At 64.5% G+C, this 24,279-nt stretch carries 28 protein-coding genes, 2 tRNA genes and 1 pseudogene; 15 read left to right on the top strand and 16 right to left on the bottom strand.

Annotated features, from left to right (window positions below; all coding sequences use genetic code 11):
* Positions 1 to 9 precede the first annotated feature (9 nt).
* Together G6N81_RS04875 and G6N81_RS04870 are read right to left on the bottom strand one after the other, a co-directional pair.
* On the bottom strand, positions 10 to 1,494 hold the full coding sequence (locus tag G6N81_RS04875; RefSeq protein ID WP_165133840.1) for a hypothetical protein: 1,485 nt from the start codon (positions 1,492 to 1,494) through the stop codon (positions 10 to 12).
* The gene (locus tag G6N81_RS04870; protein WP_241245076.1) at positions 1,491 to 1,946 is read right to left on the bottom strand and encodes an ABC transporter ATP-binding protein; all 456 of its coding nucleotides are present in this window, start codon (positions 1,944 to 1,946) and stop codon (positions 1,491 to 1,493) included. The genes G6N81_RS04875 and G6N81_RS04870 overlap by 4 nt, the downstream gene beginning before the upstream one ends.
* Positions 1,947 to 2,010: 64 nt before the next feature.
* Between G6N81_RS04870 and G6N81_RS04865 the strand changes: the two genes are divergently transcribed.
* The 7 genes from G6N81_RS04865 to G6N81_RS04835 all read left to right on the top strand — a co-directional run bounded on the left by G6N81_RS04865 (position 2,011) and on the right by G6N81_RS04835 (position 8,527).
* Positions 2,011 to 3,249 carry a DUF418 domain-containing protein gene (locus G6N81_RS04865; RefSeq protein ID WP_165133834.1) on the top strand — a complete coding sequence of 413 codons (1,239 nt, stop codon included), beginning with the start codon at positions 2,011 to 2,013 and terminating at the stop codon, positions 3,247 to 3,249.
* Positions 3,250 to 3,300: 51 nt separating this feature from the next.
* A complete protein-coding gene (locus G6N81_RS04860) occupies positions 3,301 to 3,687 on the top strand; it encodes an SdpI family protein (RefSeq protein WP_165133831.1) in 387 nt (128 codons plus the stop codon).
* 4 nt (positions 3,688 to 3,691) lie between these two features.
* Positions 3,692 to 4,183, top strand: a complete 492-nt coding sequence (locus G6N81_RS04855; RefSeq protein WP_241245075.1) for an SRPBCC domain-containing protein — start codon at positions 3,692 to 3,694, stop codon at positions 4,181 to 4,183.
* A 133-nt stretch (positions 4,184 to 4,316) separates the two neighbouring features.
* Positions 4,317 to 5,477 (top strand): DNA polymerase III subunit delta', encoded by a 1,161-nt coding sequence (locus G6N81_RS04850; protein WP_165133828.1) that lies wholly within the window; start codon positions 4,317 to 4,319, stop codon positions 5,475 to 5,477.
* The gene (locus G6N81_RS04845; protein ID WP_378731488.1) at positions 5,474 to 7,006 is read left to right on the top strand and encodes an alpha/beta hydrolase; all 1,533 of its coding nucleotides are present in this window, start codon (positions 5,474 to 5,476) and stop codon (positions 7,004 to 7,006) included. The genes G6N81_RS04850 and G6N81_RS04845 overlap by 4 nt, the downstream gene beginning before the upstream one ends.
* A 99-nt stretch (positions 7,007 to 7,105) precedes the next feature.
* Positions 7,106 to 7,178, top strand: a tRNA-Thr gene (locus tag G6N81_RS04840).
* A 179-nt stretch (positions 7,179 to 7,357) separates the two neighbouring features.
* Entirely contained in the window at positions 7,358 to 8,527 is a 1,170-nt protein-coding gene (locus G6N81_RS04835) for a fatty acid desaturase family protein (RefSeq protein ID WP_165133825.1), read from the top strand.
* A 31-nt stretch (positions 8,528 to 8,558) separates the two neighbouring features.
* Here G6N81_RS04835 and G6N81_RS04830 read toward each other — a convergent pair whose 3' ends face one another.
* Positions 8,559 to 9,569: a LacI family DNA-binding transcriptional regulator gene (locus tag G6N81_RS04830; RefSeq protein ID WP_165133822.1), complete on the bottom strand. Its 1,011-nt coding sequence runs from the start codon at positions 9,567 to 9,569 to the stop codon at positions 8,559 to 8,561.
* A 178-nt stretch (positions 9,570 to 9,747) separates the two neighbouring features.
* Between G6N81_RS04830 and G6N81_RS04825 the strand changes: the two genes are divergently transcribed.
* Complete coding sequence (locus G6N81_RS04825; protein WP_165133819.1) at positions 9,748 to 11,271, top strand: alpha-N-arabinofuranosidase; 1,524 nt, start codon at positions 9,748 to 9,750, stop codon at positions 11,269 to 11,271.
* A 48-nt stretch (positions 11,272 to 11,319) separates the two neighbouring features.
* On the opposite strand, the gene G6N81_RS04820 is transcribed toward G6N81_RS04825, so the two are convergent.
* Positions 11,320 to 11,778: an RrF2 family transcriptional regulator gene (locus G6N81_RS04820; RefSeq protein ID WP_165133816.1), complete on the bottom strand. Its 459-nt coding sequence runs from the start codon at positions 11,776 to 11,778 to the stop codon at positions 11,320 to 11,322.
* A gap of 205 nt (positions 11,779 to 11,983) precedes the next feature.
* On the opposite strand from G6N81_RS04820, the pseudogene G6N81_RS04815 reads away from it, so the two are divergent.
* Positions 11,984 to 12,765: pseudogene (locus G6N81_RS04815) on the top strand (alcohol dehydrogenase catalytic domain-containing protein); the annotation flags it as partial.
* Positions 12,766 to 12,830: 65 nt separating this feature from the next.
* Here G6N81_RS04815 and G6N81_RS12870 read toward each other — a convergent pair.
* Positions 12,831 to 13,313 (bottom strand): FAD-dependent oxidoreductase, encoded by a 483-nt coding sequence (locus tag G6N81_RS12870; protein WP_338144005.1) that lies wholly within the window; start codon positions 13,311 to 13,313, stop codon positions 12,831 to 12,833.
* Here G6N81_RS12870 and G6N81_RS04805 point away from each other — a divergent pair.
* Positions 13,197 to 13,679, top strand: a complete 483-nt coding sequence (locus tag G6N81_RS04805; protein ID WP_338144010.1) for a cupin domain-containing protein — start codon at positions 13,197 to 13,199, stop codon at positions 13,677 to 13,679. The two genes, G6N81_RS12870 and G6N81_RS04805, sit on opposite strands and share 117 nt — an antisense overlap.
* Here G6N81_RS04805 and G6N81_RS04800 read toward each other — a convergent pair.
* On the bottom strand, positions 13,652 to 13,987 hold the full coding sequence (locus tag G6N81_RS04800; RefSeq protein ID WP_206527955.1) for a DUF202 domain-containing protein: 336 nt from the start codon (positions 13,985 to 13,987) through the stop codon (positions 13,652 to 13,654). The genes G6N81_RS04805 and G6N81_RS04800 overlap by 28 nt on opposite strands.
* Positions 13,984 to 14,337, bottom strand: a complete 354-nt coding sequence (locus G6N81_RS04795; RefSeq protein WP_165133810.1) for a YidH family protein — start codon at positions 14,335 to 14,337, stop codon at positions 13,984 to 13,986. The genes G6N81_RS04800 and G6N81_RS04795 overlap by 4 nt, the downstream gene beginning before the upstream one ends.
* 194 nt (positions 14,338 to 14,531) lie before the next feature.
* On the opposite strand from G6N81_RS04795, the gene G6N81_RS04790 reads away from it, so the two are divergent.
* Positions 14,532 to 15,176, top strand: a complete 645-nt coding sequence (locus G6N81_RS04790; RefSeq protein ID WP_165133807.1) for an SDR family oxidoreductase — start codon at positions 14,532 to 14,534, stop codon at positions 15,174 to 15,176.
* A 60-nt stretch (positions 15,177 to 15,236) separates the two neighbouring features.
* Positions 15,237 to 15,818 (top strand): isochorismatase family protein, encoded by a 582-nt coding sequence (locus tag G6N81_RS04785; RefSeq protein WP_165133804.1) that lies wholly within the window; start codon positions 15,237 to 15,239, stop codon positions 15,816 to 15,818.
* A gap of 6 nt (positions 15,819 to 15,824) precedes the next feature.
* On the opposite strand, the gene G6N81_RS04780 is transcribed toward G6N81_RS04785, so the two are convergent.
* The 5 genes from G6N81_RS04780 to G6N81_RS04760 form a co-directional block, all read right to left on the bottom strand.
* Positions 15,825 to 16,712, bottom strand: coding sequence for an ABC transporter substrate-binding protein (locus G6N81_RS04780; protein ID WP_165133801.1), 888 nt, complete (start codon positions 16,710 to 16,712; stop codon positions 15,825 to 15,827).
* A 34-nt stretch (positions 16,713 to 16,746) separates the two neighbouring features.
* The gene (locus G6N81_RS04775; protein WP_165133798.1) at positions 16,747 to 17,424 is read right to left on the bottom strand and encodes an ABC transporter permease; all 678 of its coding nucleotides are present in this window, start codon (positions 17,422 to 17,424) and stop codon (positions 16,747 to 16,749) included.
* Entirely contained in the window at positions 17,421 to 18,071 is a 651-nt protein-coding gene (locus G6N81_RS04770; protein ID WP_165133795.1) for an ABC transporter permease, read from the bottom strand. Before G6N81_RS04770 ends, G6N81_RS04775 begins: the two co-directional genes overlap by 4 nt.
* 1 nt (position 18,072) lies before the next feature.
* Positions 18,073 to 18,891: an ABC transporter ATP-binding protein gene (locus G6N81_RS04765; protein ID WP_165133792.1), complete on the bottom strand. Its 819-nt coding sequence runs from the start codon at positions 18,889 to 18,891 to the stop codon at positions 18,073 to 18,075.
* Positions 18,892 to 19,021: 130 nt separating this feature from the next.
* Entirely contained in the window at positions 19,022 to 19,549 is a 528-nt protein-coding gene (locus G6N81_RS04760) for a TetR-like C-terminal domain-containing protein (protein WP_165133789.1), read from the bottom strand.
* A gap of 3 nt (positions 19,550 to 19,552) precedes the next feature.
* Between G6N81_RS04760 and G6N81_RS04755 the strand changes: the two genes are divergently transcribed.
* Positions 19,553 to 20,799, top strand: a protein-coding gene (locus G6N81_RS04755; protein ID WP_378731473.1) for an IS3 family transposase whose coding sequence is annotated in 2 segments (ribosomal slippage) — positions 19,553 to 19,868 and positions 19,868 to 20,799 — 1,248 coding nt in all. Because the reading frame shifts where the segments join, the coding sequence is not laid out codon by codon here.
* On the opposite strand, the gene G6N81_RS04750 is transcribed toward G6N81_RS04755, so the two are convergent.
* A complete protein-coding gene (locus G6N81_RS04750; RefSeq protein ID WP_165133783.1) occupies positions 20,757 to 21,314 on the bottom strand; it encodes a tyrosine-protein phosphatase in 558 nt (185 codons plus the stop codon). The genes G6N81_RS04755 and G6N81_RS04750 overlap by 43 nt on opposite strands.
* Positions 21,311 to 21,718: a PhnE/PtxC family ABC transporter permease gene (locus G6N81_RS12550; RefSeq protein WP_241245115.1), complete on the bottom strand. Its 408-nt coding sequence runs from the start codon at positions 21,716 to 21,718 to the stop codon at positions 21,311 to 21,313. The genes G6N81_RS04750 and G6N81_RS12550 overlap by 4 nt, the downstream gene beginning before the upstream one ends.
* 57 nt (positions 21,719 to 21,775) lie before the next feature.
* On the opposite strand from G6N81_RS12550, the gene G6N81_RS12545 reads away from it, so the two are divergent.
* Positions 21,776 to 22,045 (top strand): substrate-binding domain-containing protein, encoded by a 270-nt coding sequence (locus G6N81_RS12545; RefSeq protein ID WP_338144004.1) that lies wholly within the window; start codon positions 21,776 to 21,778, stop codon positions 22,043 to 22,045.
* A gap of 72 nt (positions 22,046 to 22,117) precedes the next feature.
* On the opposite strand, the gene G6N81_RS04740 is transcribed toward G6N81_RS12545, so the two are convergent.
* Positions 22,118 to 23,641 (bottom strand): SulP family inorganic anion transporter, encoded by a 1,524-nt coding sequence (locus G6N81_RS04740; RefSeq protein WP_165133780.1) that lies wholly within the window; start codon positions 23,639 to 23,641, stop codon positions 22,118 to 22,120.
* Between the two features lie 141 nt (positions 23,642 to 23,782).
* Between G6N81_RS04740 and G6N81_RS04735 the strand changes: the two genes are divergently transcribed.
* Positions 23,783 to 24,166, top strand: coding sequence for a MerR family transcriptional regulator (locus tag G6N81_RS04735; RefSeq protein ID WP_241245074.1), 384 nt, complete (start codon positions 23,783 to 23,785; stop codon positions 24,164 to 24,166).
* Positions 24,167 to 24,206: 40 nt separating this feature from the next.
* Here G6N81_RS04735 and G6N81_RS04730 read toward each other — a convergent pair.
* A tRNA-Lys gene (locus tag G6N81_RS04730) sits at positions 24,207 to 24,279 on the bottom strand.

The raw sequence follows: 24,279 nt of genomic DNA, 5'->3' as shown, positions 1-24,279 counted from the left end.
GTCTCCCCGTCAGCGGCGGTAGCGCCAGCGGGCGACGCCGATTCCGATCGTGACCGCGCAGACGACGATGAGCGGCACGGGCGCCGCGAACATCATGATCGCCGCTGCTCCGCCGAGCGCTGTCAGCACGACGCCATCGACCGCCCACACGGCTCGCGCGGCCGCGCCGATGTCGCCCATTGGCGTGGGAATGGGCGTGAGAAGCGTAACTGGAAGCGGACCCTTGAGCGCGCCGCCTGCACGAGCGATCAGAGACAACGCGCCCGTCACGAGCGTGCTCGCGAGGGGCGCGGGGCCCCCAGCGAATCCGGTTGCGGCACACACGCTCATCCCCACGACGGCGATCGCGATCGCGGGGAACACGAGGTGGTTGGCGAGAAGTGACTCATCGCTGAGTCCGTACAACGGGAGGCCGGCGGCAACGTTTGCGGCATGTCGTATGCCATCGGTGAGGGGACCGAGGCCGGCGAACATTGCGATGCCGGCGACGGCACCCAGGAACACGCTCGGGGCTCCCGGGGCGGACGCGAGAACAACAACGAGCGTGGCGAGCACCAGGGCGGTGGTCCCCGCGATGAGGCGACCCGGTGTTCGGCTGGCACCGACAGCATCGCGGACGAAAAACGTGAGCGGAAGGGGCGCGCGGCGCGGTATCGCACGGAGCGTTCTTCCGACGCGGGGGAGGGGGCGGTAGACCGACACCGCGGCATCGAGGCTCATTGCGGTCGCGTGCCCCGTCGCCTGATCCCAGCGGCTCGCCTGATCGATGAGCACGGACAAACGGACGCGGTTGATCAGCGTCGGCGTGCACGCAATGAATGCGATGCTCACGGCCGTGAGCGCGATGAGCGCGCCGCCTACATCTGCGCCGGGATAGGCCAGCCCTGCCCATCCCCACGGGGTCAGCGCCATCGTGGACGGAATGGCCATCGAGACGGACCCGAGTGTGATGATGCCAGCCGCCGTCACCACAGCCGCTCGGGGCAGCGCCTGGCCCATCAGCCACAACACCGCGGTGATCGTTCCGACCACGGCGCCGGTCACGGCGAACGTCACACCGGCCAACAGATCTGCAGAGCCTGCGCTGACCAAACCGGCTCCGATCGCCCCGCTCGCCGCGGTGGTGAGGAGCACGACGCCGACCCCCGAACGCAGAACCGGGCCGAGGAATGCAACGGATCGCGGTATTGAGCTGGTGGCAAGGGCATGCGTGAGAAACTGGGGTCGCACGGCAGGACCTCGATCACGTCCGAGGATCAGGGAACTCGCCCACACCGTGGCGACGATCAGAGAAGTGACGTGCGCGGATGCGTCAGAGGTGAGCATCGCGATGCCATCCGGGCTGACGATGCCCAACCACGCTGCTCGAGCGATCGGCGCCACAACGGTGAGTGTGAGCATCGCTGCCAGATAGACCGCGAAGGCTCGGTCACCGGGGGAGCGTTGTCCGCGGTCTCGCCAGATCCGAAGAGCCAACCGCACGGGCCGGGTCATGCTGGCGCATCCAGGTCGAGAGTTCGATCGGCGAGCTCCTCGGCGAGTTCCGCGCTGTGTGTCGCGATGACCAGCGTTGATCCGGCATCACGACGGGCGCGCAAAACCTGGATAACGAGCGCGATGTGCTCGTTATCCATGCGCTGTTCGGGTTCGTCGAGGACAAGCACATCGAACTGCCGCGCGAGAACGAGAGCGAGGCCGAAGAGTTGCGTCTGGCCCGATGACAGCTCGTGCGGGAACCGATCGCCGAGCCAGCCCAGGCCCAGCTCATCCAGGAGGTCATCGGCCCGTGCCTCGGCTGATGTCTCTCGATCTGGCCACGTCGTCGCGACGAGCAAAACGTGGTCGCGCACCGTCAGATCGGGGGCCATCGGTGCCAGCTCGATCGCGTCTTCGACACTCGAGAGCAGGCGTGAAGAGCGACAGACCATGCGGGAGAAGAATCTCATCCCTATGGCGGATGTGGGGTGTTGTGCCTCATGGCACAGTCGATGTGACGATAAGGAGACCACGATGTCAACACCCGCACCTGTTCGCGTATCGCGCGGGCCCGTTCGCGACAGCGAGCGCAGTATCGCCCCCGATCTTGCTCGGGGTTTTGCGCTGCTCTTCATCGCTCTCGCCAACACGCCGTTTTACCTGTGGGGTGCGGCGGAAACGGGTCTGACCTCTGCGCATCCCGTCAGCGGGAGCGTTGTTGATCAGGTGGTGCAGTTCCTCATCATGCTCGTCGTGGACGGGCGCACCTATCCGCTGTTCGCCTTCCTGTTCGGCTACGGCATGGTGCAGCTCTATCGCCGGCAGATCGCCGGTGGCGCGGATGACAAGACGGTTCGCCGTCTTTTGCGCGCGCGCAACTGGTGGTTGTTGGCGTTTGGCTTCGTGCACGCGCTGCTGCTGTGGATGGGGGATGTGCTGGGCGCCTACGGGCTCGCTGGCCTCGTGCTCGTCGCGTTGTTCTTCCGTCGCAAGGACCGCACCCTGATGGTGTGGGCGTGGATACTCACGGGGCTTCTGGCGCTGTTTAGTGTCTTCGCGATGGTCGGTGGGTGGTTCTCATCGATGGTCGACCTGGACCCGGAGATGTTCGAGGCCGGCGGTTTTGACATGCACGCCGGTGCCGCGGAATCCAACTACCTGCTCTCCATGCTGACGCGCGTGGGCTTCTGGTTCGTCGTGGTCGCCGGACAGGGGCTCGTCGGACTCGTCGTACCGATCATGATCCTCGTGGCCTTCTGGGCCGCGCGCCGCGGCGTCCTTGACAATCCCGGAGAACACCTGCGCCTGCTGAAGTGGACGGCGGTTGTCGGTATCGCCGTGGGGTGGCTTGGCGCTCTGCCCGGGGCGCTTGTGCACCTTGGTGTGATTGATCTGCCGCTTCATGCCTCGTGGATGTTTGCGGGCCTCACGGCATTCACGGGAATGTTCGCCGGGCTGGGGTATGCCGCTGTCTTCGGCCTGATCGGGCACGCGATGCAGGGGCGTGAGCGTCGCACGCGATTGGGATTCACCGGCGCGGTCATGGCTGTTGGCAAGCGTTCCCTCAGTTGCTATCTCATGCAGTCGGTTCTGTGCGCGCCGCTTCTGTCGGCATGGGGGCTCGGCTGGGGAGGCCACATGTCGAGCGCCGAGATGGCACTGTTCGCGATTGCCGTTTGGGCGGTAACCCTGGTGCTTGCGGCGATCTGGGAGTCGCGCGGCTGGCGCGGGCCAGCCGAAACGCTCCTGCGCCGGCTTGTTTACCGGCGATAACGTGCTGGCAGTGCCGGGAAGAAATGTACCCTTCCTGCCAAAATGGTGAACATGATGGATTCTGACCTCGCGCCAAAGATCGTCTTCTTCGTCTGCATGGTGGGGTCGGGCGTTCTGCTCATCTGGATGGCGCAAGCGGCGGCATCGGGACGACTGAAGAGAAATCCGCTCGCGGGTATTCGCACGTCGCGAACCATGGAGAGTGATGCGGCGTGGCTCGCCGCCCACATTCGTGCTCGGCGCCCGACAGCAATGGGTGGGATCACCGCGGTCGTGGCGGGGTGTTGTGTGCTCCTGCCCGTTCCTGTTGCGGTGTTCTCCGTGATAGTTCTTGCCGGCGCCGTTGCGACGCTGGCTATTGTGATCTATGCCGCGGTCGTCGGTGGCCGGGCCGCAGCTGAGGCCTCGAGCGGCGAGAAGCAGGAGGATCTGGTCTGACGGCGTGCGCCCGTGTGGGTGCCGTGGACACCTATGCGCCGCGGTCGAGCTGGTCGAGGCGTGTAACCGCCGCACGGGCATAATCGCTGATCCACCGATCGCGGATGTCTACGAAGCCGTCGCTGATCCCGATCAGCTCTCGGCCTATTTCACAACGGGAGGGGCGCACGGGCGTCTCGAGACGGGACGTGACGTTTCGTGGGACTTCGCCGATTTTCCCGGACGCTTTCCCGTGAACGTTGTCGAAGCCCATCCTCCCCACCTCATCGTGATCGAGTGGGAGGGCGACCATGCGCTCGCTTCGACCGGGCGCACGAGGGTGACATTCGAGTTTGCGGCGATCGATGACGGTGCGCGCACCCTGGTGACCATTAGCGAATCCGCATGGTCCGCGACTCCCGCCGGTGCGCGCAGTGCCTTCGACAACTGCGAAGGATGGACGAGCATGCTCCAGGCGCTGAAAGCTCTGGACAGAGCATGGAATCAACCTGCGTGACGGGTTTTACGTCTGAGCTCGGACGGGACGGGCAACAGCGTTGCGCCGTGCCGGGCGCGCAGTGACAGCCCGAGAACAGGGCGGTGTTCGGCGCTCATCCTTCGTGTCGGAGGGAGGCCGTAGGCTGAATGGCATGACGACGACCACGGCCGCGCCTCCCCTTCCGTGGAGCGATGTCCTTGGACAGGATGCCGCCGTTGCGACGCTTCGTGCGGCAGCCGCTGATCCCCGTCAGCTCGCACACGGCTGGCTGATCACCGGCCCTCCCGGCTCCGGGCGTTCAACTATCGCGCTCGCATTCGCGGCGGCGCTTATCGCCACGGGTGAACACGAAAAGGACGCGATGGGCCAGGTGCTCGCCGGCACCCATCCCGATCTCACACGCTTGCGCACCGAGGGTGTTGTCATCACCATCGCGCAGGCCAGAGAGATCGTGGAGCGCTCGTATTACGCTCCGTCCGTCGGCCGGTATCGCGTGATCGTCGTCGAAGATGCCGATCGGATGACCGAGCGCACATCGAACGTGCTCCTGAAAGCGTTGGAAGAACCGCCCGAGCAGACCATCTGGGTGCTGTGCGCTCCCAGCGAGGCTGATCTGTTGCCAACGATTCGGTCTCGCGTTCGCACGCTCCGTCTGCAAGAGCTCGAAGTGGATGACGTCGCTCGGCTCCTCGTCGCGCGAACCGGCGTCGACGAAACGCTTGCGGAACAGGCCGCACGCCACGCGCAGCGCCACATCGGGATGGCGCAGCGCCTCGCAACCGACCAGGCATCGCGTGAGCGACGAGATCAGACCCTTCGCGATGTTCTGCGTGTTCGGGGCATCGGGGACGTCGTCGAGGTTGCCGGACGCATCGTGCAGGCGGCAAACGACGATGCGAAGGCCCTGACTGCCGAGCGCGACGAGGCCGAGCGTGCTTCCCTGTTGCGCACGGTGGGGATCGCTGACGGAGCGAAGATCCCGCCGTCCGTCCGTTCGCAGCTCAACGCCCTGAAGGACGACCAAGAACGACGTGCCAAGCGCAGTGTGCGCGATGGAATCGATCGCGTTCTCACCGACCTGCAATCGCTGTTCCGAGACATCCTGATGCTGCAGCTGGGGCGTGAGGAAGGGCTGATCAACATCGAGCTTCTCGACGATGTACGCCGTGTCGCCGAAACGTGGAAACCTCAGCGCACCATCATCGTCCTGGACGACATTGCCGAAACGCGCACGCTTCTTGCGCGCAACGTGCAGCCGGCGCTCGCGATCGAGAGCCTTCTCATTACTGTTGTCAGCGGAAGGAAGCCGTGACCCGTTTGCGAACGCTGATGGCGGGAGCAGTCATGGCTGCTCTCGTCCTGTCCGGATGCACAAGCGTTCCGAACGCGCCCGAGCAACTCCCTCCCGTTCTCGACGGTGTGCCGGACGAGCTGCTGGGGTTCTACGACCAAACCCTGGCGTGGGGCGCATGCGACCAGGAATCAACATCGGCTGATGTCGAGTGTGCCGAGGTGACGGCGCCGCTGGACTGGCACGACCCTGACCGCGGCGAGATCTCGATTGCGATCGTGCGCCCGGCGGATCGTCCCGCCTCCCCCGTGGGGTCGTTGCTGGTGAACCCGGGCGGGCCCGGCGGAGCCGGAGTCGAGTACGTCATGCAGATGACCGAGTTCGAGGCGCTTCGCGACGAACTCACCGGCGCATACGACGTTGTCGGATTCGACCCGCGCGGCGTTGGTCGTTCTACAGCGGTTGAGTGCCTCGACGCCGATCGTATGGACGACTACCTCTACGGGGTTCCCGAGGCCGAGCGCGGAAGCGACGAATGGGACGCGGCGCTCACGGACGCGGCCGCAGAATACGCGGAGGCATGCGGAGAGAACTCGGGTGAGCTGCTTGAGTTCATCACAACGGAACAGGCCGCTCGCGATATGGACCTGCTGCGCGCCGTTCTCGGTGATCACCAGCTCGCCTTCCTGGGTTACTCCTACGGGACATATCTGGGCGCTATCTACGCCGAGCTGTTTCCCGAGAACGTTGGCCGCTTCGTTCTTGACGGAGCGCTTGACCCCTCCGTTCCCGGAAGCGAAGTGGGCCTGATTCAGCTGACAGCCTTCGAGGCGACTCTCGAGCGGTACATCGACAGCTGCCTCGCGGGATCCTCGTGTCCTTTCCGCGGCACAACGGCCCAGGCGCTCGACGAGGTGAAGGGCCTGTTGGCTTCGCTCGACGCGAAACCCCTGCGTGCCGCCGACGGGCGTCTCCTCGGAGCGGACACGCTTGCCACCGCCATCCTGCAGGCGCTGTACAGCCCCGACTACTGGCCGTATCTGACGCAGGCGCTCGCGGGAGTGCAGCAGGGAAGCGCAGACGGCGCCATGTTCCTTGCTGATGTGTACAACGGCCGCGAGACCGGTGCGTACGCCTCAAACGCAACCGAGGCGTTCAACGCCTACAACTGCATGGACTATCCGCCAGAAGACACCGCGGTCGTCGAAGCCAGCCGGGACGCACTGTTGGAACAGGCACCCATCATGGGTCCCTATCTTCTCGGCGCCGACCCCTGCGAGTTCTGGCCGTTCCCGCCCGCCGGAGAACGCGCTCCGATTGAGGCCGCTGGGACGCCCCCGATCCTCGTGATCGGAACAACGGGCGATCCGGCAACGCCATTCGAGTGGGCGGAGGCGCTCGCCGATCAGCTCTCGGGCGGCGTTCTGGTCGCCTACGAAGGGGAGGGGCACACAGCGTACGGCGGCGAGAGTGAATGCATCGACGAAACAGTCGAATCGTTCCTGATCGACGGCGTCGTTCCCGACGACGGGCTTGTCTGCACGAGCTGAATTCGTTGCCTCGCATCGCCACGCCCGGGATGAAGTCTCGGTTCGCGTGAGCGTGCTCGCGCCTGTAATATAGTCTCTCGTGCCGCATGCGGCACAAGCGCCGCCTTAGCTCAGTTGGTAGAGCGATTCACTCGTAATGAATAGGTCGTCGGTTCGAATCCGACAGGTGGCTCAGAAAACCCCCGGCAAACTTCGGTTTCCGGGGGTTTCTTGCTTTCTGTGGGTCGATCAACCGCGCCGAAAGCTCGTCGTGGCCGAGAGGCGCCCGTCCGAGCGGGAGCAATGGATCGTTCCTGAGGATCACATGTATGCCGCTGGCCGCATGTCGGTGCGCGTAGCGTTGAGGAAGCGATGGGCGCCCGCCTCTCGTCTCGGGCCCGAAGGCCGCACCGATCGACGGGATACCTCATCTCTTCCACTCTCGCTTCGGCAGAGGGCCGTCTCGGCCCCGTCCGTCAAACGTATGCCGGCACGGATACGTTCCCCCCGCTCGCGAAAGCCTACACCGACGTCGCAAAGGTCGTCCGTGAGTCTGGTCTGCTGGGCCGCGCCCGGAAGTTTTACCTCTTCGTCGGCGTCGCTCTCGCCGTCGCCTTCGGCGGCGTTGTCACGGGCATGATTCTGCTGGGCGACAGCTGGTTCCAACTGTTGATGGCCGGTGCGCTTGGCCTCCTCTTCACCCAGGTGGCTTTCCTCGCTCATGAGGCGGCTCACCGCCAGATTCTCGCGGGCGGACGGGCCAACGACCGGCTCGCGACGATTCTTGCCGCGGGCGTGGTGGGTATCAGCTACGGCTGGTGGGACCGCAAGCACAGCCGTCACCACGCGAACCCCAACCGCGTTGGCAAAGACCCCGACATTGACGTCGACACCATTTCGTTCCTCGACGAAGACGCTGCTCAGGCACGCGGACTTCGCCGGGTGATTACCCGTCACCAGGGATGGCTGTTCTTCCCTCTTCTCACGCTTGAGGGTCTCAACCTCCACGTTCTGGGGCTGAAGCACCTTGTTGCCCGCGAACCGGTGAAGCAGCGCTGGACCGAGCTGGGCCTGATCGCCCTGCGGTTCACGATCTACCTCGGCGCGATCTTCTGGATCATGCCATTCGGTATGGGGATGGCGTTCCTGGGCGTGCAGCTGGCCGTCTTCGGCGTCTACATGGGCGCATCGTTCGCCCCGAACCACAAGGGCATGCCGGTGATTGCCCCCGACGCCAAGCTCGACTTCTTCTCGAAGCAGGTTCTCACCTCGCGCAACATCTCGGGCGGCTGGTGGGCAACCACCCTCTTCGGCGGACTGAACTACCAGGTGGAGCACCACCTGTTCCCGAACATGCCCCGCACACACCTGGCGAAGACGCGTGAGATCGTGCGCGAACACTGCGAGACGCTTGGAGTTCCCTACACAGAGACCACGGCGTGGCGCTCGTACGGAATCGTCATTGAGTACCTCAACCGCGTTGGTCTCGCGGCCCGCGACCCGTTCGATTGTCCGGCAGCTGCGGAGTTCCGTCGCGGCTGAGGCCGGCACAGCAACTCCGGCGCACGCCTCTTCAGCGCGTTGAACCGCGTCTGATAAGGCGCGCAGGGGGCTTCACGCGTTCGCGTGGGGCCCCCTCATCGCGTTCAATCAGGCGGTCGAGGAGCCGGAGAGCTTCGGTCGCCATCTCCTCGTGTCCGGGGTCGATCGTGGTCAGCGGTGGAACCGTGAATCTCGAGCCATCGAGAGAATCGAAGCCAACGACCTGCACATCCTCGGGGACGCGCCGTCCTGACTCCGAGAGGCCCGCCAGTACGCCGGTCGCGAGCGTGTCGGTGACAGTGAAGACGCCGTCGAACGCGAAGCCATCCCGGACAAGCCGGAGAATGGTCGCGTGACCATGCTCGGCTGACGGGATCTCAAGGGGGATGATGAGATCGTCTTCTGGCGTCATTCCGGCGTCATGGTGAGCCTGGCGCCACCCGTTCGTGCGGGCGAGGGACATGCCGCTTGCGTCGTCTCCCTCTGGTGCTCCGCCGAGGATCAGAATGCGGCGGGAACCGCGGCTTAACAGGTGCGATGTGGCGATGCGCGCACCGCCGACATTGTCCATGCCGACATGATCAAACCGGTTGGAAACGTCTTGTTCGCCGAGGATGACGACCGGCATGTCTGATCGAAGCGTCGCGATTTCTTCCGATCGCATCCCGACGACGGAGAGCAGGACGCCATCGTAAAGGCGCAGTCGTGCGACGTTGAGCGCGGAGAGTTCAGCCTCGCGCCTCGAACCGGTCTGCTCGACGACAAGGTGCCGACCGGTTGACCGCAGCAAACGGTCGAATCGTGCGGCGAGCTCCCCAAAGTACGGGTGATCAAGATTCGGGATGACCAGGGCAATCGTGTTCGTTCTCCCTGCGCGGAGGTGGCGCGCGGTGAGGTTGAGCGCGTAGCCCAGCTGTTCTGCTGCTGCCTCGACGCGCTCACGCGTCGCATCACTGACGACACGTCGGCCCGTCAGCACGTTCGACACTGTCATCGCGGAGACTCCGGCCACCCGAGCGACATCGTTCATCGTTACTGGCATGTCATCCGTTCTGCGGCGGCACGGGAAAACAAGGGTGGCGAACAGTCCTGGTTCTCGTTAGCGTATACGGAACCCTGAGTTTATCGATAAAAATGGGACTGGCCCGGTAAGAAGCGGGCCGCCAATGGTATTGATCAGGGGCGATGACCTTACAGCGATGTAACGAAGGAGTCACTCCGTGTCCGATCCCATCCGCGCCGTGATCAATCTCGATCTCCCCGGCGCGCGCATCTCTCGCCACATTTACGGGCACTTCGCCGAGCACCTGGGACGGTGCATCTACGGCGGGTTCTTCGTCGGTGAAGACTCCGACGTCCCGAACGTGCGCGGTATCCGCTCCGACGTCGTCGATGCGCTCCGGGCGTTGAACATCCCGAACCTTCGTTGGCCCGGTGGGTGCTTCGCCGACGACTATCACTGGCGCGACGGAATTGGCCCCCGCGACCAGCGACCCCGCATGGTCAACTCACACTGGGGAGATGTCGTTGAGGACAACTCTTTTGGCACACACGAGTTCATGGACCTGTGTGAGATGCTCGGAGCAGACCCATACATTTCCGGCAACGTCGGCTCCGGTACGGTCGCAGAAACAAGCGACTGGATCGAATACCTCACGCGCTCAGACGACTCTCCCATGGCTGCGCTGCGTCGGGAAAACGGGCGCGATGAGCCCTGGAAAGTGCCCTTTTTCGGAATCGGCAACGAAGCGTGGGGCTGCGGCGGACACCTGCGTGTGGAACAGTTTGCCTCGCTCGCCCGCCAGTACTCGACATACGTTCGCAATCACGCGGGCAACGAGGTCTATCGCATTGCGGCGGGTGCTAATTCCGACGATTTGCACTGGACCGAGGTTCTCATGACCTCCTTCGATGACTTGACAAAGGTCGATGCGAAGGCCGTGCCGTTTCAGGGGATCTCGTTGCACTACTACACGCTGACGGGCGACTGGCACGACAAGGGCAACGCGCTGACGTTTGACACGGAGGAATGGTATCTCGCGCTTTCGCGGGCGCTGCATATGGAGCAGCTTTTGACGCGACACGGTCAGGTGATGGATCGCCATGACCCCCATCGCCTCGTCGGCCTGGTCGTCGACGAATGGGGCACATGGTGGAACGTGGAGGAGGGAACGGAACCCGGATTCCTCTATCAGCAGAACACGCTCCGCGACGCGCTCGTTGCTTCCGTGCACTTCGATGCGTTCCACCGGCACGCGGACCGCGTTGTGATGGCGAACATCGCGCAGACGGTGAATGTCTTGCAGGCGATGCTTCTGACAGATCCGGAATCCGGTGCCCTCGTAAAGACGCCGAGTTACCACGTCTTCGAGATGAATACGGGCCATCACGACGCAGAAGGGCTTGACATTCACCTGCTCGGCGTTCCGTCACGCAGCGTCGATGGCGGTGAACTGCCGCTTGTATCCGCGTCAGCGTCCGTGAAGGGGGACACCGCCTTGGTCTCGCTCACGAACCTCGACCATGCAGAGGAGCGCACGATCGAATTGGATCTGCGCGGACGCGCTTACCTCGAGGCGACGGGGCGACTGCTGTCGGCATCTGAGCTCAGCGCGCACAACACCCCGGACGCGCCGGAGGCTGTCGCACCCGTAACACTTGACGGAATCCGTCGAACCGACATCGGGCTGTCGGTCACTCTTCCTGCCGGCTCCTACGCGACGATTTCCCTCACACTCGCCTAATCATCGGACCGACGAGCCTCACGGATCACGAACAGCGGACACGAGCCACTAGTGGGACTGCCAGGCGTCTTCGTCAGCCGCGCGCTCCGTGACGGCGAGTGGAAGGTGCTTGGTCTGAAGCTCAGCGATTGTCACGTTTTCGAGCACATCGCGCAGCGCGTGGCGCGCGGCGATCCACACCTGCTGTAGGGGAGCGGCCGCGTCGTTGTATGAGACGGCCTCTGGCCGCTGGTCGTAGACCGATACGAGCGGACCATCCACGGCCCGGATGACGTCCGCCACGGAAACATCGGCTGCTGGCGATTGCAGAAGCCAGCCACCGGCCTGCCCGCGCTGTGAACGCACAACGCCGGCGCGCCGGAGGTCGGCGAGAATCGCGAGGAGAAACGCCTTCGGGATGTCCTGGCGCGACGCGATCTCGTCGGCGCTCACAGCGCCCTGGCCGGTGAGGCTCGCGAGCTCGATGAGCGCGCGCAGAGCGTAATCGGATCGGGTGCTGACGCGCATGAGGAAATTCTCTCAGGCCACGGGGAAAACGGTTGCGTCGTCGCCGGAGTTGGGCGTGTTCAGCACACACGTTGCCGTCAACCGGTATTCCTTTTCGCGTCGGAGTCGGATTGTTGAATTCCTTGACGTGCCCTCTGGGTCGCGCGCGGACCGTCTCATATCGGACGAACAGCACACTGATATTTCAGAGGACGGTGGCTCAACGATGAGCAACATGGCAGTCAGTTACGCAGGTCCCGGCAAGGTCGAGGTTATTGACACGCCCTATCCGGAATTCGAGCTGAAGGACGGGCCAGGTGTGAACCCGGCAAACATCGGCAGGAAAGCGCACCACGGTGTCATCCTCCGCACGATCGCGACGAACATCTGCGGTTCCGACCAGCACATGGTCCGCGGTCGCACAACAGCACCCGAAGGGCTCGTGCTCGGTCACGAGATCACCGGCGAGGTGGTCGAAGTCGGCCGAGACGTCGAGTTTCTCAAGGTTGGCGACGTCGTCTCGGTGCCGTTCAACATCTCCTGCGGGCGTTGTCGCAACTGCAAGGCGCGCCAGACCGGGATCTGCCTGAACGTCAACCCCGACCGTCCGGGGTTGGCATACGGCTACGTCGACATGGGCGGATGGGTCGGCGGGCAGGCTGAGTACGTTCTCGTGCCATATGCGGACTGGAATGCGTTGAAGTTCCCCGACCGCGATCAGGCGATGGAGAAGATCCTCGACCTGACGATGCTCTCCGACATCTTCCCCACGGGCTTCCACGGTGTGGTCGGCGCCGGCGTCACAGTCGGCTCGACTGTCTACGTTGCCGGCGCCGGCCCGGTGGGTATCGCCGCCGCGACATCAGCCCTGCTCCTGGGCGCGGCAACGGTGATTGTGGCTGACCTCAACGCCGACCGGTTGGCGCAGGCTCGGAGCTTCGGCTGCGAAACGGTGGACGTTTCGCTGGGCGATCCGCAGGACCAGATCGAGCAGCCTCGGCATCCCCGGACTCTATGTCACCGGTGACCCGGGCACACAATCCTTCGGCAACGGGTCAGAAATCGCCGACGGATCAGCGTGACGCGGCGGGTTCTGGCGCGCCCAGTGCGGCGATCCGATCGGCGACGAGGCTCTGCACGGCCGCTGCGCCGGCCATCGCTCCCGTGGCAATGGCGTTCGCGACCGAGAACATCGGCTGCGGGGCGTCGGACGTCTGCGCGAGGTCTCCCGCAGCGAAGACTCCGGGCACGCTCGTACGGGTGAACGCATCGACGATCACCGCACCCGCATCGGTGATCGTCACACCGAGCTGCTGTGCGTGAGGCGCGGCCCGAGACCAGTCGGATTTCGTCAGCAGGCCGCCGAACGTATGCGTTAGAACATCACTCTCGCAGAACTCGCACGTCGCACCGGAACGTCGGTCAGCACGTGGTCCCGGCTGGAGAACGGGGGACGGCGCGCAACGATCGAGCTGCTTCTGCCTCTCGCCCGGGCGTACGGGGTCACCCTGGACGAGCTGGTCGGGGCGCCATCCACGGGTGACCCCCGCATCCATATGGCGCCGGTTGTGCGCAAGGGGATCACTTTTATCCCGCTGACACGCCGCGCGGGCGGCGTGCAGTCCTACAAGATCATCTATCCCGGATCGCCGCGACTGACGGGCGATTCCCGTGAAAACCGCGTTACCCATGAAGGATACGAGTGGCTGTACGTGCTCAGCGGACGCCTCCGCCTTCTTCTGGGAGACAAGAACCTTGTCATGGGGCCGGGCGAAGCGGCCGAGTTCGATACGCACATCCCACACGCGCTGGGCTCAGCGGATGGTCACCCCGTCGAGGTGTTGTCGTTGTTTGGAAAACAGGGGGAGCGGGCCCACTTTCGGGCGCGTGGGGATCAGAAGAACGGCGCGACGACGGCGTAGGTCGCGCACACGGCGCCGAACGCGAGCACAGCGCCGAACGCAAGCGCGAGGGGCGCGCCACCGTGTGAAAGCGCATTATTGCGGGTCAATGAGGTGTGCGCGCGCCGGTAGGCAATAGACGCGGCCGCGTATGCCGCAACAGACAGTGTCACGGAGCACATCGCGACGACGACGGAGATGGCACCGAGCACATCGATCGTGAAACGCATCGCCACGAGGCTCGCAACCGCGAAAGTGAGACAGGTGCGGCGCCAGGCCAGCAACGTGCGCTCCGCTTGAAGTCCCTCGTCGTAGACACGATCCGTCACGCGAAGGTTCCGATGATCACGAGCACAACGGCCACAAGGAGGCCAAGGATGATGATTCCGCCGACGGCGAGCCCCGGCAGAGGCTGGCCGCGGCGCATTGCTCGCTCGGTGTGCGCCCATCCGAACCATGCCTGTACGGCTGCCAGAACGCCCAACGCGATGAGAACCGCGGCGGAGGCGAGGCGCCATTCGGCGGATGCTGGCAGCGCGAGCGCCTCAAGAGCAAAGGCTCCCGCGAACATCGCGAGCGCCGTGCGCAACCACGCAAGAAATGTGCGCTCGTTAGCGAGGCTGAATCGGGGGTCAGGCTCGTCGCCGTGACCGAATACGCTGCGGGGGAATCGAGCCATGACTCAAGAGTACGCGGTGAGAAATATCCATTGACCTGGGGAAATTGAGTGATCTCATCATCTTGATGAACGTGCTCGACTTTCTAAGTGTGGACGTTCGTCGCGCATCGGCCCTCGCCCCTGTTCGCGCAGATAGCGTGGAAGGAGCGGGCCGCTTGCTGACGGGTCCGCACACCGAGACGGAAGGAGGCGCGATGACTCGCGTTTTGATCATCGGCGGACACGGCAAAGTTGCGCTGCGGCTTGCACCGATTCTCGCGGCACGCGGAGACGACGTGACGAGCGTTATCCGCAACCCCGATCATGCGACCGATGTTGTCACGGCGGGCGCGACCCCGGTTGTCGCCGACATCGAGACGATCGGCGCCGGCGAATTGGCAACGATCATCGCCGGCCATGACGCTGTTGTGTGGTCGGCTGGAGCGGGCGGGGGTTCCCCCGAACGCACATACGCGATCGACCGTGACGCGGCCATCCGATCGATGGATGCTGCCGCTGCTGCGGGGGTCTCGCGCTACGTGATGGTGTCGTACATCGGATCGGGCCCGGACCACGGTGTTCCCGAGGACCATTCGTTCTTCGCCTACGCCGACTCGAAGACCGTCGCCGACGCGCACTTGCGCGAGACGGACCTCGATTGGACGATCCTCGCTCCGGGCGGGCTCACTCTCGACGAACCAACGGGGCGCATCAACGTGGAAAACCCCGGAGACGGCCGCGTGTCGCGCGGCAATGTCGCGGCGGTCGCCGCAGCCGTTCTCGCGGACGACTCGACGATCCGGCGCACGATCACGTTCGGCGATGGCGATGTGCCCATCGCTGAGGCGATCACCGCCTAACCGTCACGGTTTTCGGGCGGGCACCGTGACAGCGCGGTGCCCGCCCCGTAGGCTCAGGACATGGGTAGGGCTCTCTTGATCGTCGATGTTCAGAACGACTTCACCGAGGGCGGCGCGCTCGCCGTTGAAGGAGGCGATGCCATCGCCGCGCGAATCACACGATTCCTTTCCGAGAATCACCATGGATACGACGCCATCGTCGCTTCACGAGACTGGCACGCTGTCGATGATGACAACGGCGGGCACTTCTCGGATACTCCTGACTATGTCGACAGCTGGCCCGTTCACTGTGTGGCCGGAACTCCGGGAGCAGAATATGACCCGTGGTTCGACTCCGGACCTGTCACACACCATCTGAAAAAGGGCCAGGGCGTTCCGGCCTATTCGATGTTCGAGGGCATCAGCGAAGACGGCGATACCCTCGCGGAGATTCTCGACGGCGCAGGCATCGATTCCGTCGATGTGGCGGGGCTGGCAACGGACCACTGTGTGCGTGCGACGTCACACGATGCTCTCGCGCACGGCGTTGACGTGCGTATCCTCACGGACCTCATCGCGGGAGTTGCCCCGGAGCCCAGTCAGCTGGCACTTCAGCAGCTCGAGGCGGCCGGGGCAACTCTCGCGACAACGCGCGTTATCTGATCCGTTTTAGTCCAGCTGATTCGCCGCCAGCCACTGCGCGGCGATATCGGGCGTCGACATCTCCTCCTGCGTGCTCTGGACATTCAGCGCAACCAGGTCATCGGCCGAGAGAGCCGCGCTGACGGCATTGATCGTCTCCGCGATCTCATCGGCGAGAGTCGCGCTGGCCACGGGAACCACGTTCGACGCGAGGAACAGGGCTTCGGGATCGTCCAAGACGACGAGGTTCTCCAACTGGATGCGCGGGTCCGCGGTGAAGACGTTCGCAACGTCCACGGTTCCGGCGACGAGATCCTCGACGGTCGTGTCGCCCGTCGCGGAGAAGTCAACGTCGACGCCGTAGACATCCGCGAGACCCGTCGGGCCATACGGGCGTTCGGAGAGCTCCGGAGGGCCGCCCAGCGTCAGCGATCCCGAGAGGCGAGCGAGATCGGCGATTGACGAGAGCCCACCCTCGTCCGCGAAGGCTCGCGTGACGGTGTACGAATCCTGGTCGCTCGCCTCGGCCGCATCCAGCGCCACGAGGCTCTCGGGAAGCGCCTCGACGAGAGCCGCTTCGACGTCTGCCGGAGAACGCGCCTCGGTTTCGTTATCGAAGAACTGCAGAAGGTTCCCCGTGTACTCAGGGAAGAGCGAGATGGCACCTTCTTCGAGCAGGGGCATGTACGCATCGCGCTGACCGATGTTGAACTGCCGTTCAACCTCGTGCCCATCGGCTTCGAGCGCCTGGGCATAGATTTCGGCGATGATTTCGTTCGAGTAGTAGGCCTGTGAGCCGACGACGATCGTGCCGTCGGCGTTGTTGCCGCCGGCAAGCGGATCAGACGAGCTGCACCCGGCGAGAGTGAGCGCAGCAGCGGAGAAAACGACAAGTGCGACGCGTGTTCGGGACATGAGGTTCCTTTCGTGGTCAGCCGAGTTCATCCTGTCAGACCTGGCGCGATCTGACCCCGCGGGGGACGGCGGTGCGCTGGGCCACGGCGAGAAGCCCGTCGAGCACCAGCGCGAGGGCGGCGACGAGGAGCGCTCCGCCGAGCACCATGTCGTACCGGCGTAGGTTCAAACCGGTAATAATCGGCAGCCCGAGTCCGCCAAGCCCGACGTACGCGGCGATGGTCACGGTGGCCACCACCTGCAGAACAGCGGCACGGATCCCGCCCACCAGCAGGGGCAGGCCGAGCGGCACTTCGACCCGCCAGAGCAGCTGCCACTCGGTCATACCCATGGAACGCGCCGCGTTGATCGTTGATCGATCGATCGCTTCGAAGCCCGTGTAGGCGCCCGCCAAGAGCGGCGGAATCGCGAGAATCACGAAAGTGATCAGGGCCGCCTCCGTCCGTTGAAGCACCCCCATCACCAGGACGAGCAGGACCAAGAGCCCGTAAGACGGCACCGCACGCGCCGCTCCCGTGAGAGCAACGGCGATTTCCCGTCCTCGTCCCGTGTGACCGATCGCCCATCCGGCCGGCACAGCGATGACGACGGCGATCGCGACGGCGAGCAGCGTCACCCACACGTGTTGCCAGAGCAGCCCGCCGAGGTGAGCTGACCCCGTCCACTGAGCGGGATCACGGAGCCAGTCGATGGCATCGATGAGTAGATTCATGCGCGTGCTCCGGCCGATGCGCGCGTCCACGGCATCAGTTTTCGGCCCGCGAGGACGAGGAGCAGATCCACGATCAGAGCGATGGCGGCGACGACGATGAGCCCGGCAAGTACCTCGGCGACGATGCGGCGTTGCAGGCCGTTCGTAAAGAGGTAGCCGAGGTTCGTCACGCCAACGAGGATGCCGACGGTGGCGAGGGCGATCGTGCTGACAGCGGCTACCCGGAGACCCGCAAGGATGACGGGCCCTGCGAGAGGAAGATCGACAGCCCAGAAGCGGCGCGCGGAGCCGTAGCCGACGGCGGTGGCCGCCAACCGGGTGGCCCCGTCAACAGAGTCGAGACCATCGACGACCGAGCGTACGAGAATCGCGATCGTGTAGATCGTCAGGGCGATGATCAGATTCGCCTCGCTTGTCGCCGGAAATCCGGCGACAAGCGGAAGGAACATCAACAACGCCAGCGAGGGGATCGTATAGAGCAGGCCGGTACCCGTGACGATGGCGCTGCGGAGAAAGCGGAACCGCCACGCAGCCCATCCGATCGGAACCGACAGCAGGAACCCGATCGCGATCGCGATGGAGCTCTGGCGCAGATGCACCAGGGCGAGAGCGCCGATCAGATCGAGGTTCTGCAGAACCCAGGTCATGCTACGAGTCGTCCTCGACGAGGCGTCCCTGTGTACGTCCCTCCGCGTCCACGAGCACGGGGCCGTGGGGAGTGCGTTTGACGCGCAACGCGCGTGAGCCGCGTTGCGCGCCGATGAAGCTCGCAACGAAGTCGTCTGCGGGATTCTCGATGATCGCGCTGGGGCTATCCACTTGCAACATGCGGCCCCCCTTCGCGAGGATGGCGACCTGATCGCCCAGGAGAAAGGCCTCGTCGATGTCGTGCGTGACGAAGACGATCGTTTTCCCGAGTTCGCGTTGTACGCGCAGCAACTCTTGCTGCAGTTCCGCGCGAACGATGGGATCGACAGCGCCGAAGGGCTCGTCCATGAGGAGGATGTTTGGGTCAGCCGCGAGGCCGCGGGCCACGCCGACGCGCTGCTGCTGGCCTCCAGACAGCTGAGACGGATAGCGATCGGCCATCGCCGTGTCGAGTCCAACGGTGTCCATGAGGCTCATTGCCCGGCGACGTGCTTCGCGTCGACTGACGCCCGTGAGACGGAGGACGGTGGCGATGTTGTCCGCCACGGTGAAGTGGGGGAGAAGACCGGAGTTTTGGAGGACGTAACCGATGCGTCGCCGGAGGTCGACAGCATCGGATGACCTCACGTCTTCTCCGTCGATGGCAACGGTTCCCGAGGATGGTTCGACCATCCGGTTGATCATGCGCAGAAGCGTCGTTTTTCCGCAACCTGACGACCCGACGAAGACGGTCGTCTTTCGCGCGGGGATGACGAGGGAGAAGTCATCGATCGCCGTGGCGTCTCCGAACCGCTTTGTTACGTTCGTGAACTCAATCATGTGAGACGCCCGTTCTCCGCCGCGGTGAGGGTTGCACCACCAGCGCAACTCTCGGGTGGGGAAACGCTAGCAAACTTCCGCCAGCGGACGCACGTCTCGCTCATGCATGAGGGCGTCGGGTCATCCCCTCCTAGACGACGTCGAACGCATTCCGGCACCGGCGCACCGTGTCCTGGTCGGCAAGGGATGCGCCGCGGGCCACGGCTTGGTAGTAGAACACGCCATGGAGGAGGTCGATACAGGACTCCACGTCAATGTCGTCTCGAAGCTCTCCGCGGTCAACGGCCGTGGAGAGGGCCTCGGCGATAGCCGCGCGACGTCTGCGTACATGAGACAACCAATAGGCGCGCTGTAGGTCCGGATTCTCCATGACCAGGGCGATGCGTTTGCGAAACTGCCGTTCGGAATAGCTGCCCGCACGAACGGAGAAGAGGGGCGAGAAATAGGCATCCACGATGGCCGACTTGATGTCGCCCGACAGATCAAGGTCTCCCGTCGTCCGACCCTCGTCCAGGGCGGAAGCGAGTAGATCCGTCAGGCTGGGCCAGCGACGATAGATCGCAGAGCGTGAGACGCCGCTGGCCTCGACGACGGGGCGCTTGACCCCTGATCTTGGACACGCTGATTCCAGCACGACGCTGGGGAAGCGAGAATCCAAGGGATGGCAAGGAAGAACTACACGGACGAGTTCCGACAGCGCGCGGTGGACCTGTACGAGTCCACGCCCGGCGCGACGTTGAAGGGCATCGCGGCGGACCTGGGGATCTCCCGCGGTGCGTTGAAGGAGTGGGTCGACAAGCACGGAACCGGGACCACGACCGCCGGGGCGACGTCGCCGCCGGTGTCGGGGCGCCCAGAGTCGCAAGGCGCACGGATCGCGCGGCTCGAGGCCGAGCTGGCCGAGTCGAAAGCGGAGAAGCTGAAGCTCGAGACGGAGCGGGACATCCTCCGCCAGGCGGCGAAGTATTTCGCCGGGGAGACAAACTGGTGAACCGCTTCCAGTTCGTCCAGAACCACAAAGACGCCTACGGCGTGAAGCGGTTGTGTGAGGTCATCGAGATCGCGCGGTCGTCGTTCTATGCGTGGCTCGCGGCAACCCCGGGACGGGCCGCGAGAGTCGCGGACGATGCCCGATTGGCGGCGCGGATCCGGGTGCTGCAGGACCCAAACCAGGGTGGTGACCGTGCTTACGGAGCGCCCCGGATCACCGCCGACCTCAACGACGGCATCCCCGCCGCCGGGCGGGTCAATCACAAGCGGGTCGCCCGGGTGATGCGAGAACACGCTCTCGCGGGGATCCGGCTGCGGCGGCGGGTGAAGACCACGATCCCGGACCAGTCCGGACAGAAGTACCCCGACCTGATCGGGCGGGACTTCTCCGTCGGCGAGCCGAACCGCAGGTATGTCGGCGACATCACCTACCTCCCCATCGCGGACGGCTCGAACCTCTACCTCGCGACCTGCATCGACCTCGGGTCCCGGAAGCTCGCCGGCTGGCAAGTCGCCGACCACATGCGCGTAGGGCTCGTCGAAGACGCTCTCCGCGCCGCCGCCCGCGACCGCGGATCGCTGGCCGGCGCGATCTTCCACAGCGACCACGGCAGCGTCTACGCGTCGAAGGCCTACGCCGCGCACTGCGAGCAGCTCCAGGTCACCCAGTCCATGGGCACGGTCGGCACGAGTGCCGACAACTCACTGGCCGAGAGCTTCACTGCCGCGCTGAAACGCGAGCTCCTCGAAGGCGCTTCGGCGTTCCCCGATCAGGCCACCGCGTATCGGGCCGTGTTCCGCTGGGCGAACCGCTACAACACTCGCCGACGCCACTCCGCGATCGGCCAGATCGCCCCGAACAGCTACGAGACCGCCTACGCGGCGACCACGTCCGCTACCCTCGCGGAAGCGGCATAACCGAACCGACACCGTGTCCACGATCGCGGGTCAAGCCCCAGGAGCAGCATCGCGGCGAGGACACCCGTGCGGTCCTGACCTGCCGCGCAGTGGAAGGCGACCGTGCCTCGACTCTGGGCGATCACCGCAAGCGCGGCGACGAGCTGCGCCGCAGATCGTTCCACGATGCGCACGTACAGCGATCCAAACGACGCCTGATCCAAAAAGCGACGGGGGTCATCAACGCTGGCGGAGAGATCCGTCATGAGGGGGAGGTGGTGGTAGTTCACGGGGAGCAGGCCGAGAGGCCCGCGCCCCGTCAGCGACACCTCTTCGGCGCTTCTGAGGTCAATGACGGCGGTGACCCCGTGACGATCAACCAGATCCTGTGCGGAGACAGCGTCGGCAATCGAGAGGTCGTCCGCGCGAAGGGCGAACCCCGAGCTGATCTGGCCGTGTTGAGTGCGAAGGCCGGCGAAATCTCGCACATTGACCGGGGCAGAAAGCGGAAAAGGCAGGGCGTCGATAAGGGTCATGTGATCTTCTTTCGGATGATGGCGCTGGCCTGGTCGATAACAGTCGCCAGGGCGATGATGCAGAGCACCATCGCGGCAAGGTGGCCGTACTCGTAGCGATTCATCGCCGTTGTGAGTTCGAGTCCGATTCCGCCGGCGCCGACGAGACCGAGAATGGTCGCGCCGCGGACGTTTCCTTCGAACAGCAGCAGCGTGTAGCTCGTGAGCAGCGGCAACGATTGCGGGAGGATCGCGTACTGAATGATCTGTCGTTTGGATGCTCCAACGGCTTCCATCGCCGTGATCGGACCGCGGTCGACGGCTTCCATCGCTTCGGCATAGACCTTGCCGATGGAACCGAGCGAACCGACGGTCATGGCGAGAATCCCCGCGAAGGGCCCGAGCCCTACGGCAGAGACAAACATCAGCGCGATCACGAGGTCGCCGAGCCGCCCACCGCGATCATCTATGACAACGATGTGATGGCCGTAGCGGGGCTGACCGCCGCGATGGAAAAGGGCGTGCGCGTTCCTCGCGAGCTGTCGATCATCGCGTGGGACGATTCCGTATTGTGCGAGCACACTTTCCCCCGGCTGACGGCCCTTCGGCACGATGTGCTGGGGTTTGGCGCGCACGTGGCTCGTCGACTGTTCGGCTTGATCGACGGAGCCGAGGCCGGTTCTTTCGGCGGAGAAGCCGCGCAGTTGACCGTGCGCTCGTCCACCGTCGCGCCGCCTGATCGCGCGGCCTGATCGCGCGGTCTACGACGAACGGCGCGACTTCACCCTGATGTGAGACCGCGCCGCTCGTGCCGGGGTGTTGCGTTAGTGCCCGGAGCCGAGGCCACCGCTCAGGCGGCGGTGGATATCGCCGGTTTCGTCGTCGATTCCTTCAATGACAACGCGCTTGCCGCGCTGGTCATACTTCGTGACAACGGCGTCGAGAGCCGCGACGGTCGACGCGTCCCACACGTGTGACTGTGCCATGTCGATGACGATGCGTTCGGGGTCGTCTGCGTACTCGAACTGCGTGGTCAGATCGTTGCTCGACGCGAAGAACAACTCGCCCTTGACCACGTAGCGGGCAGTGGGCACCGGAGCGTCGAGGTCGATCGTCCGGGTGACCGACGCGAAGTGCGCGACGCGCTGGGCGAAGAGAACTATCGCGGTCAGAACGCCGAGGCCAACGCCGACGGCGAGGTTGTGGGTCCACACCGTTGCGACAACCGTGACGAGCATGACGGCCGTTTCGCTCTTCGGCATGCGCTTCAGCGTGGAGGGGCGGATGCTGTGCCAGTCGAAGGTGGCGACGGAAACGACGATCATCACGGCAACGAGAGCAGCCATGGGAATGATGCCGACGAGGTCGCCGAGAACCAGAACGAGGATCAGGAGGAACACGCCGGCAAGGAAGGTCGAGATGCGGGTTCGTGCCCCCGACGCCTTGACGTTGATCATTGTCTGACCGATCATCGCGCATCCGCCCATGCCGCCGAACAGGCCCGACAGCACGTTCGAGATACCCTGGCCGACCGACTCGCGGGTCTTGCGCGAGTGGGTGTCGGTGATGTCGTCGACGAGCTTCGCCGTCATGAGCGACTCGAGCAGACCCACGATCGCCATCGCGAGCGCATACGGGAAGATGATCTGCAGCGTTTCGAATGTCAGCGGAACATCGGGGAAGAACAGCATCGGCAGGCTGTCGGGGAGCTCGCCCTGATCACCCACCGTCGGAACGTTGATTCCCAACGTGACAACGGCAACCGTCACGAGAATGATCGCGATCAGCGGAGCCGGAACGACCTTCGTGATCATCGGTAGCAGGTAAATGATCAGCAGACCGACGGCGACGAGCGGGTAGACCAGCCACGGAACGTCGATCAGCTGGGGAAACTGCGACGTGAAGATGAGGATTCCGAGCGCGTTGACGAATCCGACCATCACCGATCGCGGAATGAAACGCATGAGTTTGGCCACGCCGAGGATCGCGAAGATGATCTGGATCACGCCAGCCAGAAGCACGGTGGCGATGAAGTAGTCCATGCCGTACTCACGCGCGACAGGAGCGATCACCAGGGCGATGGCTCCCGTTGCCGCCGTGATCATCGCGGGGCGGCCGCCAAGGAAGGAAATGGACACCGCCATGATGAACGACGAGAACAGGCCCAGGCGCGGGTCGACTCCCGCGATGATCGAAAACGCGATCGCCTCGGGAATGAGCGCGATGGCCACAACGAGGCCCGCGAGAACCTCGCGGGTGAGAAGTCGCGGGCTCTTCAGCGCCTGAAGCACCGTCGGCTCAATGCGATAGCGGGATGCGGGATCCTTCGCTGGCGTGACGGAGGTCATACAGCTCCTTGTGTGATGACGTGGGGGAAGAGAGCGCGCGAGACACGCGCAGACCGCCGGCATAGCTCGACGGGGAAGAATGGGGAGGTCGCGGGGCAACCTCGCAAAAGGCTACCGTAACGTGAGGGTCGGGTCGCATTGATGGGAACTGAAGTGACGGACGACACGGTGATGCACATCGGAGAGCTCGCCGAGCGCACGGGACTCTCGCTCCGCACCATTCGGCACTACGACGAGATTGGCCTCGTCACCCCCTCCGGACGATCAACGGGCGGATTCCGGCAGTACAGCGCGGACGATCTGGGACGCCTCATGCTGATCCGGCGTATGAAACCCCTCGGGTACACCCTCGAGCAGATGGCCGAGCTGCTTTCCGTCATCGATGCCCGCTCCGCGGGCGATGACTCCGAGGAGACGGCCGCAGCACTCGCGCGCTTTCGCGCGGACGCCGACGCCCGCCGCGAGAAGCTCGCAGCGCAGGTGGCGATGGCCGACGAGTTCATTGACGCGCTGTCGGCGCGCTGACACAGAAAACGCCCCCTTCCCGAAGGAAGGGGGCGAAGGGTGGGCCCAGCGGGGCTCGAACCCGCGACCCGCGGATTAAAAGTCCGATGCTCTGCCAGCTGAGCTATAGGCCC

The organism is Microbacterium amylolyticum (assembly GCF_011046975.1).
Taxonomy (GTDB): Bacteria; Actinomycetota; Actinomycetes; order Actinomycetales; family Microbacteriaceae; genus Microbacterium; species Microbacterium amylolyticum.
Note: the sequence above shows the minus strand (reverse complement) of the source record. Positions and strands in the feature narration are given on the sequence as shown.

Excerpts from the sequence above, each read along its gene's own strand:
- G6N81_RS04875 (WP_165133840.1), bottom strand. The coding sequence starts at position 1,494 with ATGACCCGGCCCGTGCGGTTGGCTCTTCGGATCTGGCGAGACCGCGGA.
- G6N81_RS04870 (WP_241245076.1), bottom strand. The coding sequence starts at position 1,946 with ATGAGATTCTTCTCCCGCATGGTCTGTCGCTCTTCACGCCTGCTCTCG.
- G6N81_RS04865 (WP_165133834.1), top strand. The coding sequence starts at position 2,011 with ATGTCAACACCCGCACCTGTTCGCGTATCGCGCGGGCCCGTTCGCGAC.
- G6N81_RS04860 (WP_165133831.1), top strand. The coding sequence starts at position 3,301 with ATGATGGATTCTGACCTCGCGCCAAAGATCGTCTTCTTCGTCTGCATG.
- G6N81_RS04850 (WP_165133828.1), top strand. The coding sequence starts at position 4,317 with ATGACGACGACCACGGCCGCGCCTCCCCTTCCGTGGAGCGATGTCCTT.
- G6N81_RS04835 (WP_165133825.1), top strand. The coding sequence starts at position 7,358 with ATGGGCGCCCGCCTCTCGTCTCGGGCCCGAAGGCCGCACCGATCGACG.
- G6N81_RS04830 (WP_165133822.1), bottom strand. The coding sequence starts at position 9,569 with ATGCCAGTAACGATGAACGATGTCGCTCGGGTGGCCGGAGTCTCCGCG.
- G6N81_RS04820 (WP_165133816.1), bottom strand. The coding sequence starts at position 11,778 with ATGCGCGTCAGCACCCGATCCGATTACGCTCTGCGCGCGCTCATCGAG.
- G6N81_RS12870 (WP_338144005.1), bottom strand. The coding sequence starts at position 13,313 with ATGGATGCGGGGGTCACCCGTGGATGGCGCCCCGACCAGCTCGTCCAG.
- G6N81_RS04795 (WP_165133810.1), bottom strand. The coding sequence starts at position 14,337 with ATGGCTCGATTCCCCCGCAGCGTATTCGGTCACGGCGACGAGCCTGAC.
- G6N81_RS04790 (WP_165133807.1), top strand. The coding sequence starts at position 14,532 with ATGACTCGCGTTTTGATCATCGGCGGACACGGCAAAGTTGCGCTGCGG.
- G6N81_RS04785 (WP_165133804.1), top strand. The coding sequence starts at position 15,237 with ATGGGTAGGGCTCTCTTGATCGTCGATGTTCAGAACGACTTCACCGAG.
- G6N81_RS04780 (WP_165133801.1), bottom strand. The coding sequence starts at position 16,712 with ATGTCCCGAACACGCGTCGCACTTGTCGTTTTCTCCGCTGCTGCGCTC.
- G6N81_RS04775 (WP_165133798.1), bottom strand. The coding sequence starts at position 17,424 with ATGAATCTACTCATCGATGCCATCGACTGGCTCCGTGATCCCGCTCAG.
- G6N81_RS04770 (WP_165133795.1), bottom strand. The coding sequence starts at position 18,071 with ATGACCTGGGTTCTGCAGAACCTCGATCTGATCGGCGCTCTCGCCCTG.
- G6N81_RS04765 (WP_165133792.1), bottom strand. The coding sequence starts at position 18,891 with ATGATTGAGTTCACGAACGTAACAAAGCGGTTCGGAGACGCCACGGCG.
- G6N81_RS04750 (WP_165133783.1), bottom strand. The coding sequence starts at position 21,314 with ATGACCCTTATCGACGCCCTGCCTTTTCCGCTTTCTGCCCCGGTCAAT.
- G6N81_RS12550 (WP_241245115.1), bottom strand. The coding sequence starts at position 21,718 with ATGTTTGTCTCTGCCGTAGGGCTCGGGCCCTTCGCGGGGATTCTCGCC.
- G6N81_RS12545 (WP_338144004.1), top strand. The coding sequence starts at position 21,776 with ATGGCCGTAGCGGGGCTGACCGCCGCGATGGAAAAGGGCGTGCGCGTT.
- G6N81_RS04740 (WP_165133780.1), bottom strand. The coding sequence starts at position 23,641 with ATGACCTCCGTCACGCCAGCGAAGGATCCCGCATCCCGCTATCGCATT.
- G6N81_RS04735 (WP_241245074.1), top strand. The coding sequence starts at position 23,783 with ATGGGAACTGAAGTGACGGACGACACGGTGATGCACATCGGAGAGCTC.